Below are 12,918 nucleotides of genomic sequence, written 5' to 3' on the forward strand. Positions count from 1 at the left end.
CAGCCGGTCCTATCTGTTGCCGCCACTACGCGTTACCGAATCACGCGACGTATGCCCTGCGGCGCCCTACAACAGGTAGGCCGTGGCCACGCCACCGCCGGCGACCAGCAGGACGAGCGCACCCACCAACGACCACGCAATAATCCGCGGCCAGTCAATCCATCGCCGCGTGCGGGTTCCGGGGCCGAACCCCGCGGCATCGGCGGCGCGGACGAAGTCGTCGAACCGGATGGTCACGCGCGGCGCCTCTGGCCGGGGCCGAGACTCGCTCGTGCGCGGGCGAGCGCGTTCGCGACGGGGCGGGGGAGTGCTCGTCGACGGAGGTGGCGTGCTCGCGAACGGGCCCGCAGACGGCTGAGCGCTCTCGCTTGACCGCGATGTTCTCGAGCTCGCAGCCGTGGTGGTCTCCACGCGTGCAGGGTCGCTGGTGAACCTTACGAGGATGTCCCGAGCTTCTCGCGCGCGAGCGAACTCACGTCCGAGCTGTCTCCGCCTCGCGTCATCCTCGAACGGATGCCGGCGTGCCTGGTGTTGGGAAGGACTCGACCGCCCATCAGATCGCGACACGCCGACCTTCACACGTGATCTCGAACGATTGATCGCATCGTATGTTGGCGACATGAGGGGCACCACGGCGACGCGGAATGGGAACGCAGCCACCGTACTGATCGTTGAGTTCTCGGACGAGTTGAAAGACGAGCTTCGAGCACGCTTTACTGCGTTCTGTTATGGAGCAGAGCGCGTGCAAGAAGACAACGACTACTACTCGATTGAGGCAACGGTATCCGAGTTCCTGACTCGATTCGACTCCAAGCCCGACGAGACGAAGATCGGGATGGTGGGAGAATTGCTGATGCATCTGCTGCATCCGACTACTTACGCTGATCTGCTGAGTGCGGCCGTGTACTTCAACAAAGAAGATCGAAGCATCAAGAAGGGCTTCGACCTTTCCTTCCTGCAACAGTCCCCGGACACTGTCTGGTATGGCGAGGTGAAATCCGGCGAACTCGGGGCTCTCGCGTCCGCCGACGACAAGCTGCACGCGCTGTTCCTGCACGCCGCGCGCGACCTTCACGAGAAGTTGACAACTCCGCAGCGCTCGCGATGGGACGCCGCGCTGCTCGACGCGGATCTCACCCTCGCATCCGGCCACGCCGCGACGGTGAAACAGCTGCTGCGGTCCGACACGCGTGCGTTAGAAGACGGAGCGTCCATCTCCCGTCGTGCGTTCCTGGGTTCGGTCGTGCTGCACGACATCGACGCTTCGGCCATCTCGCAAGATGGAACCGACCGATCGATGTCAAGCATTGCTGGAAGTGCGAAGTTTCAGGATGTGAAGCTCCTAGCCATCCAACACGTCGGTATACAGGAGATCGTGTCATTCATTCGAACGCAGATGGTGCGGGCCGATGCCGAGACAAGTTGAGCTCACAGCCACCAAAGTGCGAGACGCCCGGAACCTTGATGACTCGCGATTCCTGTCTCTGTACACAGCGCTCATACGCATAGACGCCATGACCGATGATGACCTTGTGGACGTGCTGCGGTTCGCGGTCCTCTTTCTTCGGTCCGATGATGCGCTTCTTCAGCGTTTGGGTTACCGGGTACTTCTGCAGTACGCCCAAGTGACGGGGGATTACGAGCCAATCCATGACATCGCACGCGTGAAGGATTTGATGCCGGTGGTGGTGGCAGCGGAGAGGCTTCAGAGCACTCTGTCCAGCACCGACTCATTCCACGATCTCCTTCACGTGGCTCACCGAACGAACTTCCGCGTCGCTGGTGCGGGCGATGACGAGACGTACCGAACTCGGGGCCAGATGGAGCTCCGACAGTTCAACAGTCGAGCGCAGCGCGCCGTCGTCGTGGCTCCCACTTCTTACGGCAAGTCCGAAATGTTGATCGACCGGGTGGCCGCCTCGTTGGGAGAGCGGATTTGCGTGATAGTGCCGACCCGTGCGCTAATTGCGCAGACACGCGCAAATCTGATGTCCGATTCTCGGGTGTATGACTCCCGGGTGAGAATCCTCACGCACCCGGATTCCTACGCCGGTGATGCCTCGTTCGTCGCGGTTATGACTCAAGAACGCCTCCAGCGGCTGTTCGTCGAGCAGAGTGATCTCGCGCTGGATGCTCTCCTGATCGACGAAGCCCACTCCGTGCTCCAGGCCGACGGAAGGGCGATTGATCTCGCCCAAGTGACGCTAGTCGCCCAGCACCGAAATCCAGGACTGCGGATCGCGTACTACACGCCCTTTGTTGCTGATCCAACGCTGTTGCGTCTAGTCGGAGATGAGCTCGAACTACCTACCAAGGTGACTAACGAGCATGTGAAGGCCGAGAAGTACCTGTGGGCGCGCGTGGGCGAGACTGCCCTGCTCTACGACCAGTTCCTCAATCGATTCATCGAAACGCGGCGCGAAATTCCGGCTGACCCGATCGACGCGATCTTCGTGCTGGCCGGCCGTCGGACACTTCTCTACGTCAACAAGCCGAGCCAAGCTCAAAAGCTCGCCGCCGAGATCGCCGCGCGGTTGCCGGAGCTTGACCTGTCGGAGCAAGCGCAGAGAGCGATTGCTGCGATCGGAGACCTCATTGACCCTGCCTACAGCCTGATCGACGCCATTAAGAAGGGCGTATTTTACCACCACGGACGGGTGCCAGACATCCTGCGCCACTACATCGAGCGTCTCTTTCGAGAGGACGCGTCCGTCGATCCCCGCTACATGGTATGCACCTCGACGCTCCTCGAAGGCGTGAATACTCCCGCTGATCGATTGATCATGCTCAGTCATAAGCGCGGCCGCAATACCCTCTCCCGCTCAGCCTTCCGCAATCTCGCTGGCAGAGTCGGCAGATTCAGTGAGGTGTTTGACCCTCGGCGAGAGACTCTCGACCTCCTTCAACCAGAGATAGCCCTCCTTCCGAACGCGGCATACTCAGATAGTCGCTGGAACGTGGAGAACTACCTTCCCCAGGTCGCCGATCTTCAGAAGGCCGTGGTCGACAAGGCCGACAACCCGCTCCTAGCGGCAGCTGAAGACTCCCTCGCACGCGCTGAGGCGCTCGAATACCTCGAAAACATCGAGCCCGGCATAACCCAGATGCTCGCTCCGCGAAGTGCTCAGACCGAGGTCGGAAGATTGTGCTTTGTCCACGGCGTGCGGGACTTCGACATCTTCGACAACGAGCACACGATTCAGTCGCTTGTCGATGAGTACCGCTCGCGACAGGTGGTGCTCAGTGATATGGCCGCGGTGGTCGACGCAGTGACGGACCTATTCATCGAACGGATCGACCCTGAGTCGAGGACGAAGGCGAACCTGCGGCGTTTGGCCGACAACGAAAGCGCTCGGGCATTCTATTCCGCGTTCCTGTCCTGGCGTACACAGAACGCCCCGTACAAGGTCCTGATTTCTCGATTCATGGGCTGGTGGGAGCAGAATGACGAAGAGTACGTCTACGTCGGTACCTCCTGGGGCGAAGAGCGGCTCGGCGGGCCGCTGCCGCTCTACGTTCGCATGCGTGAGAAGAGCCACACTGAACGCCTGAACCTTGCGGTAGCGAAGGTAAAGGAGGAGCACGACTTCGTTGACTTCAACCTGATGCGGTACGTGGACATCTTGAGCGCGCTGGATCTGCTTAGCGAGCGCCTCCATTTGAACGTGAAGTACGGCACCACCGACCCCTACCTCATCGCGTTGCTTCGAACCGGATTTTCGCCTGAGTTGGCTCGATTAATCGAGGCCGACTACCGGGACCACGTAGCTGTAGACCTGATAGCGGACCTCGTGGTCGTGGCCGACAGCCTCGCGACCTCAATGGAGCGCGATGGCGCTAACGACGTGCTCATCTATGAGGCTCGTACTCTCGCTGGCGGCCCGGGGCAAGCATCTGAGTAGTGCTGGCGACTGCGCGCTGAGGGATCGTTGGTGGCCCTTGCTCGCGCGATTCTTGCCCAGCAGAGAGGGTCGGAGGGGAGGCAATGCCTCCCCTCCGACTAGAATCAGGCGGCGATCTCCCACTCGGTCCGGTAGTCGGCCGATGCTGTGCGCAAGAAGGCGATCCGTTTGGGCGTTAGGGCCTGCACCGGGTCGACGAGCATGAGCTTGCCCGCCTTGACCATTGCGATGGCGGGGATCGCTGAGGCGTTCATCTGACGGGCGGCCATGGCGACCGCCGTTTCCATCACCGCAATCTCAGCCTCGAGGAGAGCATCGCTCGGGAAGTGCATGTAGGTGATGAGGTGACGTCCGTCGACGAGGACGAGCTCGACGTGCATGCGGATGCTGACTATTTCGTACTCGTCTGCGTCCTTCACGACGGTGCTTCGCTGGTGCCGGACTCCCTCGCGGGCAGGGTAGCGATCCAGAATCGCCTTCATGCCACGCGCAGCCTGGTCATAGCTCGCGCGCATCCGGACAGAGGCGTTGTGCACGGCATCGTCGAGCGCGCTTCCCCGAGAACCGCGCGCGACATAAGCGAGCAGGGCGGTGATGAACTTCTCATACACATGCGCGAAGATGCGCCCGTCCGCGGGGGCTTCCACCTGCTGGCGGTCTTGGGCGACGCGGGTGGGGCGACCGGCAGACTTCGCGCGAACGAAGACTCGGAGATGGTTGAACGACGGAATGTGATCTGCAGAAGGCATAGAGCCCCCTTCTCGCCCAGGACTGGGACGATGCGCAGAGACGGATCGCTGGCGAAAGGTGAGGGAACGAAGGGGCTGACGCTTTGTCAGCCCCTTCTGCTGTTATCCCTTGCCGAGGGTCGAGCCGGCCTGCGACTTGGCCGACTTGCTCGACGAGTCTGACGCGAGCGTCTTTCCTGCCTTGCTCAGCGTGGCCTTCGAGGGCTTGGACGACCGCGACGATGCCTTCGCCATGGTGATTCCTCTCTGACTTGAGTGGAGCAGGTCACCCGGTCAAGACCACCCGGCCTCGAACGCGTAGAGGCTACTGAGCCTCTAGAGTTGAGAAGTCCTCCACAGACACCTCAGCCCCGATCTGCTATGCACGAGAAGTCCTTCTCGGCGTGAGCCGATCGGGGCTGCATCGTACGTAGCCAAATTCTAGTGCGCACCCCTGACACCGCCCCTGGGTGCAGCGCGCCTATGGGGAGATATTGCACCAGCCTTGAGGTTTCCCCGGTCGCCTATGACCGTTGGGGCGGCAGAAGGTGCCTCCAAGCTCCACCGGCGGCACGTTTTTTGAGGCCGGGCCCCCGAGTTATCCACATTGCAGGCTCTAGCCCTCAGTTCGACCGAAAGCCGGAGGCCGTGCCCTGGACATGAGCGGGACCAGCCCCTCAAAGTCAACCCCGACTCGAAACCACCTCGAACACACGCGCCACATCGTGAAATCGAGTGCCCGTAAAGGGATGGTTCGTAGGGCGTTGTCAGCGCGTATTGAAAAACGCCGAATGGCCCAATGATGGGGATCATTGCAGCACGCCAGACTGGACGACGTGCTATCACACATCGGTAGGGCGAAAGCGCCCGAAATCCTGTCCTGGGATTGGTGGATGGACGGCGTTATTCCGACTGTTGGTGCGGTAGGCGCACTCGTCGTAGCCGTCGTCGCGCTTCTCATCTCAATTGGGGTTGCACGGCGAGAACGAGAGGAACGCGCCCGGAGCCAACGTGCTTCCTTCGCAGAGTCCGTATATCGCTTCCTAGACGGACTCTCCGTCGCGCCGCCCCTCGACATCCCCACGCTGGTCACACAGATCAAGCGGCCGCTCGACCAGATTCGCGACGAGGCCGCTGCTGGCTCTGACGGAGCAGCGGGCGTCGCGCGATGGGTCTTGAGCCAAACTAACGAGTGCGGAAAGCTCATTCTCTCGCCAGTCCCGGGGACATCGGAGAAGCGGAAGGCCCACGTTGTACAGGGGTGGTCAGTCTTCCAGGGAGCAATGCGGCGCCGGATTCGAGACTGGGTAGCAACAGGCGTGCTGAAGCCCTACCCGATCTTCAAACCGAACACGCCGATTCCCACCGCTCTCGACTGACGCGAATACCCGCGGGGACGGACCGACAGGATTTTCTCGGCGGCTGTCGGAGGCGCACGTGCGGACCCGCGCTACTGGAGTGGTGGCGTAACGGTACTGCGTTTCGGTCGGTGAGTGCGCATGGATCTCGCGCCGTCGCGTGCGACAGCTCTCAGACCTCGACGCCGAACGCGCGGAGCAGGCCGGCGCGCGGAATCATGCGGCGCGGGCCGAGCTGGATCGTCGGAATCGTTCCGCTGTCGATGCCGAGCTTGATCGTCCGGTAGTCGACGCCGACGAGCTTCGCGGCGTCCTTCATGGTCAGAGCCAGGCTCTCAGCTGATCGGTTCATCGTTCCATTCCTCTCGTGAGCCATCATTGACATTCACCTTTCGCCGCAAGCTACCACAGACGTGAGCCAAGATCGACACTCTTCTTCGCGGAATAGGTGAAGCCATGGAATAGTGGCGGCATGGCACACGTCGAGGCGTACGACATCAGCGAAGACCGCATCCAGCTCGGCAGCGGCGTGAGCGTGCCGAGCGCCTGGCATGTGCGCGTGGCAGGGGAGCAGGATGTGCCCGGGACGATCACGGTGCGCGTGGAGTGGGATGCCACGCTTGGCCGCACGGCGATCGCGTTCGCCGGCGTCGAGCGCGCCGAAGGCGGCATCGACATCACCAGCCAGATCCTGCGCGAAGTGCGTACTCACTGGATCTTGGCGAGCTCCGCGCTCGACGTCGTCACCGTCGACGAGGGGGCGGGGCGGACCACCGGTGCCCGGGAGTTTCTCGGCGAACAGCTCGCGCGCAAAGAACGCACGACAGAAGACGCGGTCGACGACGCGGTCGCGGTCTATCGCGTAGCGAGCGCCCTCAGCTTCCCGCCTCTCAAGCTCGTCTCCGACACGCTCCAGATCAGCCAGAGCACCGCGACCCGACTCATGAGCCGCGCGCGTGAGCTCGGCATCGCGCCGGAGATTCGGATGCAAGAGCCCCGACGGGCGCCGGCGATCGACCCTTACGGCCACGACCCGAGCCGCGCTTATCCCGCTCCGACGAGCCCCACCGGTCCCTCAGTCGAGATCTGAGTCATCTTGAGCATATTGCTCAGTTGCAAAGCCCGCAGAGCGGCTTGAGTTAGCAACCTGCTCAAATTGGCTTTGTCGGAATTTGACCCTGCCGGCAGCCTATTGCGGTGGGTCTCAAGGTGCCTGATCAGAGGCTCTATTTGTGGCCGCCTTTTGCCCGCAATCTGTTTGCACCTGGCTGTTTTCGGACGTTCCTGGATGTCGTCAAGCTTGTCAACTCCCGCGTAATTCCGCTGTTTTCTCCGCTAAATGTCGAAATGCAAAGTGCTCAAAACGTGTTCGAATCCCTCCAGGGGCAGTCTCTCCCGAACCACGCCGGCGCCCGTGTCAGTCCTCCGGGTCGCCCACCCGACCTCGGTACGGCAACCGTCCAAGCGTCGCCACGTCCATGGGCCTCGTTGCTTCGCCCATCAGGTAGAGGCCGCCGTCGACCGCGAAGGACAGGGGGGCGTCGGCGAACTCGAGGTCGGCGGGCAGCGGCTCCTTGTCGGTCGAGCTGAAGAACGACCGGCCGAACTCATCCCGGTCCATCGACAGGTCCCCCGAGGTCATCGGGCTGAGGATGCACCGATGCGCGCCGTCCTCGGCCCAGTAGGCGCGGTCGGAGAGCGGCATGTTCTTCGTCGCGGGCATGTTCATCCCGGCGCAGATCATCGTGGTGCCCGCGATCTTCGTGCTCAAGGCCGTCGGCCTGATGGGCACGGTGCCCGGGCTGATCCTGTTCATGTCGGCCTCGATGATCCCGTTCACGCTGTTCATGTTCAGCGGCTACATCCGGATGCTGCCGCGAACGCTCGACGAAGCGGCCGCCATCGATGGGGCGGGCCGTCTGCGCGTGATCTGGACGATCATCTTCCCGCTGATGAAGCCGATCGTCGCGACCGCCTTCATCCTGAACGCGCTGAGTGCGTGGAATGACTTCGTGAGCCTGCAGCTGATCCTCGGACCGGGTTCGTCGGCGAAGACGATCACGACGGGCGTGTACGCCGCGGTGTCGTCGTACTCGACGAACTACGAGATCGTCTTCCCCACACTGCTGCTCGCGGTGTTGCCGATTCTCGTGATCTTCATCCTCACCCAGCGGTTCATCATGGGCGGACTGGCGGCCGGCGCGGTCAAGGGCTGATCGGCCTCCCCACCGCGGCGGAGTGATCTCCGACCGTGGAGGGAGGTCTCGGCTTCGCCATCCGGGTTGGCTGGGTGCATGGATGCTTCACGATCGACCCCGACCGCGACCACCACAACCCCGGCCACCCCGCCGCCGCGACACCGACGACGCGCCGCCGCTTTCGTCGCTGCCGCACTCGCCGCCGGCCTGCTCGCCGGATGCACCACCGCTCCGGCGGCCACCCCCACGGCATCCGCCAGCGCAGCCGCACAGGTCGTCGCCCTGCCCGACACTGTGCTCGGGGAGCAGGCGCAGTGGGTGCTCGATGCGATCAACGGCGAGATCGACGAGCCCGCGGCCGAAGCGCCCGAGCACGTCTCGTCCCTTCTTCTCGAGCAGATCAGTGCGCAAGATCTCGCCGCCGTCTTCTCGCAGCTCGCGCCGCAGAGCCCCTGGGTGCCGACCGCGGTGCAGGATGCCGGTGACTCGGCGCTCATCACGATCGCGCCCGCGTCCGGCGATGCGCTGGACATGCAGATCGCGGTCGGCGCTGACGGACTGATCGCGGGACTCCTGTTCTCGGCGTCGGCCGCCGACCGCGTGCCCGCGACGTCGTGGTCGGAGCTCGAGGACTCGGTCGAAGGCTTCGCCGCCGACACCACGTTGACCGTCACCGACGTCACCGACGGCGCGTCTGAGCGCATTGCCGCCGCCGGCACGGGAAGCGCGGTGGGCGACACCGAGGCGAAGCCCTCGGGATCGATGTTCAAGCTCTACGTGCTCGGCGCGGTGGCAGAGGCCGTCGCTGCGGGAGAGCTCACGTGGGAGACGCCGCTGACCGTCACCGACGACGTCAAGAGCCTGCCGTCCGGTGAGCTGCAGAACGCCCCGTCCGGCACGACGGTGACGGTGCAGGAGGCGGCCGCGCAGATGATCGCGATCAGCGACAACACCGCCACCGACATGCTGATGTCAGCCGTCGGACCCGCTGCGCTGGAGCGCGCTCTGGCCGACCTCGGCCACCACGACCCGGCGCTGAACACGCCGTTGCTCACCACCCGTGCGGTCTTCCAGCTCGGATGGGGTGCGGGCGGAGCCGGCGGCCAGGCCCGCGCCGACTGGAGCGCCGCGACGACCGAGGGCGACAAGCGTGCGGTGATCGACGCGCTGCCCACCGGCCTGCTCGACATCCCGGTGACAGCGGTCACCACCCCCGTCTGGCAGGACGGGCTCGATTGGTTCACGACCCCCGATGACCTGGCCGCCGTCCACCTCGCGCTGCAGAAGCTGGCGACGACGGTTGCCGGGGCGCCGATCCGCGACATCATCGCCACGAACAGCGGCCTCGGCGACCTCGGCGACGAGTGGACCTACGTCGCGTTCAAGGGCGGCAGTTCGATCGGCGTGCTGGGCGGGTCGTGGTACCTCGAGCGGGCCGACGGCCGCGCGTTCGTCATCACGATCCAGGGGTCGACCGCCGAGGCGAGCGAGCTCGGCGATCAGGCCACGTTCTTCGGCCAGGTGACCGACGCCGTCGCTCTTCTCGAGAAGGAGTGAGGCCGAGTGGAACCTGCCGGCACGTTCAGCGGCGGCTGAGGCACGGCGCTCGCCGCCTGCCAATCTCGCCGCGATTTCCTGCCATCTGTGGCCGGCCGGGGCTCTGGCGACGGCGTGGGGATGCCGTCGCGGTCACAATCAGGACATGACCGACACCACCACCTCGACCTCACCGGCCGTCGCGCACTTCGCCGCCAAGCTCCGGTTCGAGACCGACCCCTCCGACGTGCACGCCGACCTCGAGGCCGGCGCGCGGTTCGCGTTCATCGACTCCCGAGCCGAGGTCGCGTGGGCGCAGGGGCGCGCCCGCGGCGCCGTGCACCTGCCGACCCGTGAGATCGCCGCGCGCGCCGCGAACGAGATCCCCGCCGACATGCCGGTGGTCGTGTACTGCTGGGGGCCCGGATGCAACGGTGCCACGCGCGCCGCGCTGGAGTTCGCGAAGCTCGGCTACGAGGTCAGAGAGATGATCGGCGGCTTCGAGTACTGGGCGCGCGAGGGCTACCCGACCGAGAACGACGAGGGCGCGATCGTGCGTCCCGTCGATCCGCTGACGGCGCCACTGGGCGCGATCAGCTGCGCCTGCTGAAGGAGAACGAGATGATCACCATCCACCTGCGATACGAGATCGACCCCGACAAGCTCGAGGAGTTCACCGCCTACGGCCGCGAGTGGATCCGCCTCGTGAACAAGCTGGGCGGCACCCACCACGGCTACTTCCTGCCCGCCGAGGGCGACAGCGACGAGGCATTCGCGCTGTTCACGTTCCCCTCGCTCGCCGCCTACGAGGTCTACCGCAACGCGTCGTTCGACGACCCGGAATGCCTCGCCGCTTTCCAGTTCGCGCGCGACACGCAGTGCATCCGGCGGTACGAGCGCCGCATCCAGAAGCCGCTGTTCGAGTGACGCCCGGCGCCTAGTCAGCCGCCGAACGTGCGCGTGTAGAAATCGATCGCTGTCGGAGCGGCGACGCCGAGGAGGACGACGAACGCGGCGGCGCCCCACAGCATCCGCACACGACTCGCGCGCGTCACTTCGCTCTGCAAGGCGGCGAACGCGGAGCCATCGGCGGGTCGGGGCGTCTCAAACGTCCACGTGTCGGTTCGGGATGCCGTCGTGACGATTCGAGCGACCGTCTCGTCGTCGAGCTGCGGCTTCTGGCGCTGCAACCAGCGGATGAGCGCCTGCGACCGCAGCACCGTCACGTGGTCGGGACGCTCGCGGATCGTGATGTCTCTCGCGCCGACGATGACGACGAGCCCCGTGACCGGCACGACGAGTCCGCCGGCCGACGACAGGAGTTCGTGCACACGGGTCGCCTCGTATCCGGCATTGCGGAGGTGGTCGGTCGGCTGGCCGTTCACGAGGAGCTTTCGACGACCGACCCAGACCCGGGCGCCGTCGTGGTGCTTCGTGTTGACGGTGAAGACCCCTGCGCGTCCGATGACGACGTGGTCGATGTCGCTGCCACGCGTACCGACCGGCACGGAGTGGAGCACTGTCCATCCCTCGCCCAGCGCATCCATCCGGCGTGCGACCTCGATCTCGCCGAGCGCACCGAGGTACCACCGGCGCGACTCGTCTGACAGCGGTGAGCGGCCGAAGAAGCGCGCCACCGGCGTTCGTTCCGGCACGTCGTGCTGCACGCGCAGCAACTCGGCGATCACGGCGGCGGCGGGCACCGCCCCGAACGCGGGACGGGGCTCAGCGCTCACACACCCAGCCGTCACCGTCTCGGTCGCGGTACCAGTTGTACTCCGGGTCGACGCCGGCCTGGTAGTCGCCGTACCCGGCCGCGTTCGCCTCGCGACAGGTGCCGAACTGCGGGTCGTTCGTCGGTGCCGCAGGCGCCGGCTGCGCGGGTGCGGGTGCGGGTTCCGCCGGCTGCGGGGGAGCGGGAGCGACGGGAGCAGGCTCCGGCGCCGGTTCGGCGGGCATCTCTCGCGCGGCATCCAGGCTGACGTACTCCGCCTGCTGCGGGTGTTGACCGTAGCCGTCGCGCCCGTCATAGCGGGCGACCGCCCACCCGGTGTCGATGAGATGCAGGCCGGCGTCGTGTCCGTTCACGCGCACGTATCGCAGCAGGCGGCCGTACTGGTCGACATCGTCGCGACCGGGCACGGCCACCAGGGTGAGGGCTCCGGCGGAGAGGAACTGCGTCAGCTCAGCGGTCCCTTCCGCGTAGCCCCACGCTCCCTGCTCCGGGGTGTCGATTCCGATCAGGCGGACAGTCCCAGCGCTCGTCTCGATGGTGTCACCGTCGACGACGCGAACGAGCGTGGCCGGGCTCTCGGTCGGCGTCGGCGTGGGTGTCGGCGTGGGTGTTGCGGTGGGAATGGAGCGCTCGGTCGCCTCGGCCGTCGGCGACGGCGAAGCTGCCGCGAATGCGACCGCATCGGCATCGGGCGATCTGCTGAGGATGGCGCCTGAGATGCTGCCGGTGACCAGCAGCATCATCGCGGCGGCAGCCGTCACCCACGCGGCTGCCGTTCGACTGCGAAATCGCAGCCAGGTGCGACCGCCGCGTGCCAGCGCCACGATGCCGGTGATGACGACCGCGAACGACACCAGGGCGAACACCGGCGAGAGGATGACGCCGACCACGAGGACGACTAGGGCGATCAGGATCCACGCCCAGACTGGCATGCGCCGCCTGGCGGCGGGCGTGCGGGCGGGGGTGGGCGGCAGCAGGGGTGGGGGTGTCGTCGTCGACATGGAGGCTCCGGGTGGTCACTTCATTAGATGAGAACACTCTAATGAAGCGGCTCGGTCCCTCCGAACGCCGTCGGTGGCTAGCGTCCCTGACGCTTCTTGTAGGGCTTCGGCTGGCCCTTCACGATCGGCGCTCGGCCCTTGCCCTTGGATGCCTTCGCCTTGCCGCCCGCGGGCGCGACGGTCTTCGGGGCGGGTTCGGGCGCCTCGGCGATGCGACGCCGAGCCTCGTCGAGCAGAAGGCTGCCGGCGGGGGTGAGCGTGGCCGCACCCTTCGCCCCGGACAGGAGCGGATGGCCGACCTCGTCTTCGAGCTTCTCGACCGACGTGTAGAGCGAGGCGAGGGGGATGCCCAGCACCTCGGCCGCCCGCGGGAAGTGCAGGTCATTGTCGACCAGTGCGACGAACCGGCGGAGCAGCGCGATCTTCATGCATCGATCCTCGCAGACAGGCCCGCCGGCAG

General features: G+C 65.2%; 16 protein-coding genes. 8 read left to right on the forward strand and 8 right to left on the reverse strand.

Translation table 11 applies throughout. From position 1 onward, the window contains the following. Positions 1-66: 66 nt before the first annotated feature. Entirely contained in the window at positions 67-237 is a 171-nt protein-coding gene (locus N3K63_RS12635; protein ID WP_261580530.1) for a hypothetical protein, read from the reverse strand. 382 nt (positions 238-619) lie between these two features. On the opposite strand from N3K63_RS12635, the gene N3K63_RS12640 reads away from it, so the two are divergent. Together N3K63_RS12640 and N3K63_RS12645 are read left to right on the forward strand one after the other, a co-directional pair. After that, positions 620-1,426 (forward strand): hypothetical protein, encoded by an 807-nt coding sequence (locus N3K63_RS12640; RefSeq protein ID WP_261580531.1) that lies wholly within the window; start codon positions 620-622, stop codon positions 1,424-1,426. A gap of 88 nt (positions 1,427-1,514) precedes the next feature. Further along, positions 1,515-3,902, forward strand: a complete 2,388-nt coding sequence (locus tag N3K63_RS12645; protein WP_261580532.1) for a DEAD/DEAH box helicase — start codon at positions 1,515-1,517, stop codon at positions 3,900-3,902. A gap of 104 nt (positions 3,903-4,006) precedes the next feature. Here the strand turns inward: N3K63_RS12645 and N3K63_RS12650 are convergent, their stop codons facing one another. After that, positions 4,007-4,651 (reverse strand): hypothetical protein, encoded by a 645-nt coding sequence (locus tag N3K63_RS12650; RefSeq protein ID WP_261580533.1) that lies wholly within the window; start codon positions 4,649-4,651, stop codon positions 4,007-4,009. Between the two features lie 102 nt (positions 4,652-4,753). After that, positions 4,754-4,885, reverse strand: a complete 132-nt coding sequence (locus N3K63_RS12655; protein ID WP_261580534.1) for a hypothetical protein — start codon at positions 4,883-4,885, stop codon at positions 4,754-4,756. Positions 4,886-5,466: 581 nt separating this feature from the next. Here N3K63_RS12655 and N3K63_RS12660 point away from each other — a divergent pair. After that, complete coding sequence (locus N3K63_RS12660) at positions 5,467-6,009, forward strand: hypothetical protein (protein ID WP_261580535.1); 543 nt, start codon at positions 5,467-5,469, stop codon at positions 6,007-6,009. A 151-nt stretch (positions 6,010-6,160) separates the two neighbouring features. On the opposite strand, the gene N3K63_RS12665 is transcribed toward N3K63_RS12660, so the two are convergent. Then, on the reverse strand, positions 6,161-6,340 hold the full coding sequence (locus N3K63_RS12665; RefSeq protein WP_261580536.1) for a helix-turn-helix domain-containing protein: 180 nt from the start codon (positions 6,338-6,340) through the stop codon (positions 6,161-6,163). A gap of 120 nt (positions 6,341-6,460) precedes the next feature. On the opposite strand from N3K63_RS12665, the gene N3K63_RS12670 reads away from it, so the two are divergent. Beyond that, a complete protein-coding gene (locus N3K63_RS12670; RefSeq protein WP_261580537.1) occupies positions 6,461-7,078 on the forward strand; it encodes a hypothetical protein in 618 nt (205 codons plus the stop codon). A 327-nt stretch (positions 7,079-7,405) separates the two neighbouring features. On the opposite strand, the gene N3K63_RS12675 is transcribed toward N3K63_RS12670, so the two are convergent. Further along, on the reverse strand, positions 7,406-7,711 hold the full coding sequence (locus tag N3K63_RS12675) for a hypothetical protein (RefSeq protein WP_261580538.1): 306 nt from the start codon (positions 7,709-7,711) through the stop codon (positions 7,406-7,408). On the opposite strand from N3K63_RS12675, the gene N3K63_RS12680 reads away from it, so the two are divergent. The 4 genes from N3K63_RS12680 to N3K63_RS12695 all read left to right on the forward strand — a co-directional run bounded on the left by N3K63_RS12680 (position 7,692) and on the right by N3K63_RS12695 (position 10,649). After that, complete coding sequence (locus N3K63_RS12680) at positions 7,692-8,204, forward strand: carbohydrate ABC transporter permease (protein WP_261580539.1); 513 nt, start codon at positions 7,692-7,694, stop codon at positions 8,202-8,204. The two genes, N3K63_RS12675 and N3K63_RS12680, sit on opposite strands and share 20 nt — an antisense overlap. 78 nt (positions 8,205-8,282) lie before the next feature. Next, positions 8,283-9,743: a serine hydrolase gene (locus N3K63_RS12685; protein WP_261580540.1), complete on the forward strand. Its 1,461-nt coding sequence runs from the start codon at positions 8,283-8,285 to the stop codon at positions 9,741-9,743. A gap of 145 nt (positions 9,744-9,888) precedes the next feature. Continuing rightward, complete coding sequence (locus N3K63_RS12690) at positions 9,889-10,332, forward strand: rhodanese-like domain-containing protein (protein WP_261580541.1); 444 nt, start codon at positions 9,889-9,891, stop codon at positions 10,330-10,332. Positions 10,333-10,343: 11 nt separating this feature from the next. Continuing rightward, entirely contained in the window at positions 10,344-10,649 is a 306-nt protein-coding gene (locus tag N3K63_RS12695) for an NIPSNAP family protein (RefSeq protein ID WP_261580542.1), read from the forward strand. A 14-nt stretch (positions 10,650-10,663) separates the two neighbouring features. On the opposite strand, the gene N3K63_RS12700 is transcribed toward N3K63_RS12695, so the two are convergent. The 3 genes from N3K63_RS12700 to N3K63_RS12710 all read right to left on the reverse strand — a co-directional run bounded on the left by N3K63_RS12700 (position 10,664) and on the right by N3K63_RS12710 (position 12,886). Continuing rightward, entirely contained in the window at positions 10,664-11,458 is a 795-nt protein-coding gene (locus tag N3K63_RS12700) for a nuclease-related domain-containing protein (protein WP_261580543.1), read from the reverse strand. Then, positions 11,448-12,389: a thermonuclease family protein gene (locus N3K63_RS12705; protein WP_261580544.1), complete on the reverse strand. Its 942-nt coding sequence runs from the start codon at positions 12,387-12,389 to the stop codon at positions 11,448-11,450. The genes N3K63_RS12700 and N3K63_RS12705 overlap by 11 nt, the downstream gene beginning before the upstream one ends. A gap of 146 nt (positions 12,390-12,535) precedes the next feature. Then, positions 12,536-12,886 (reverse strand): LysR family transcriptional regulator, encoded by a 351-nt coding sequence (locus N3K63_RS12710; RefSeq protein WP_261580545.1) that lies wholly within the window; start codon positions 12,884-12,886, stop codon positions 12,536-12,538. Positions 12,887-12,918: the final 32 nt, after the last annotated feature.

Source organism: Microbacterium festucae, assembly GCF_025421715.1.
GTDB lineage: Bacteria > Actinomycetota > Actinomycetes > Actinomycetales > Microbacteriaceae > Microbacterium > Microbacterium festucae.

Excerpts from the sequence above, each read along its gene's own strand:
- N3K63_RS12640 (WP_261580531.1), top strand. The coding sequence starts at position 620 with ATGAGGGGCACCACGGCGACGCGGAATGGGAACGCAGCCACCGTACTG.
- N3K63_RS12645 (WP_261580532.1), top strand. The coding sequence starts at position 1,515 with ATGACCGATGATGACCTTGTGGACGTGCTGCGGTTCGCGGTCCTCTTT.
- N3K63_RS12650 (WP_261580533.1), bottom strand. The coding sequence starts at position 4,651 with ATGCCTTCTGCAGATCACATTCCGTCGTTCAACCATCTCCGAGTCTTC.
- N3K63_RS12655 (WP_261580534.1), bottom strand. The coding sequence starts at position 4,885 with ATGGCGAAGGCATCGTCGCGGTCGTCCAAGCCCTCGAAGGCCACGCTG.
- N3K63_RS12665 (WP_261580536.1), bottom strand. The coding sequence starts at position 6,340 with ATGAACCGATCAGCTGAGAGCCTGGCTCTGACCATGAAGGACGCCGCG.
- N3K63_RS12670 (WP_261580537.1), top strand. The coding sequence starts at position 6,461 with ATGGCACACGTCGAGGCGTACGACATCAGCGAAGACCGCATCCAGCTC.
- N3K63_RS12680 (WP_261580539.1), top strand. The coding sequence starts at position 7,692 with ATGTTCTTCGTCGCGGGCATGTTCATCCCGGCGCAGATCATCGTGGTG.
- N3K63_RS12675 (WP_261580538.1), bottom strand. The coding sequence starts at position 7,711 with ATGCCCGCGACGAAGAACATGCCGCTCTCCGACCGCGCCTACTGGGCC.
- N3K63_RS12685 (WP_261580540.1), top strand. The coding sequence starts at position 8,283 with ATGGATGCTTCACGATCGACCCCGACCGCGACCACCACAACCCCGGCC.
- N3K63_RS12690 (WP_261580541.1), top strand. The coding sequence starts at position 9,889 with ATGACCGACACCACCACCTCGACCTCACCGGCCGTCGCGCACTTCGCC.
- N3K63_RS12695 (WP_261580542.1), top strand. The coding sequence starts at position 10,344 with ATGATCACCATCCACCTGCGATACGAGATCGACCCCGACAAGCTCGAG.
- N3K63_RS12705 (WP_261580544.1), bottom strand. The coding sequence starts at position 12,389 with ATGCCAGTCTGGGCGTGGATCCTGATCGCCCTAGTCGTCCTCGTGGTC.
- N3K63_RS12710 (WP_261580545.1), bottom strand. The coding sequence starts at position 12,886 with ATGAAGATCGCGCTGCTCCGCCGGTTCGTCGCACTGGTCGACAATGAC.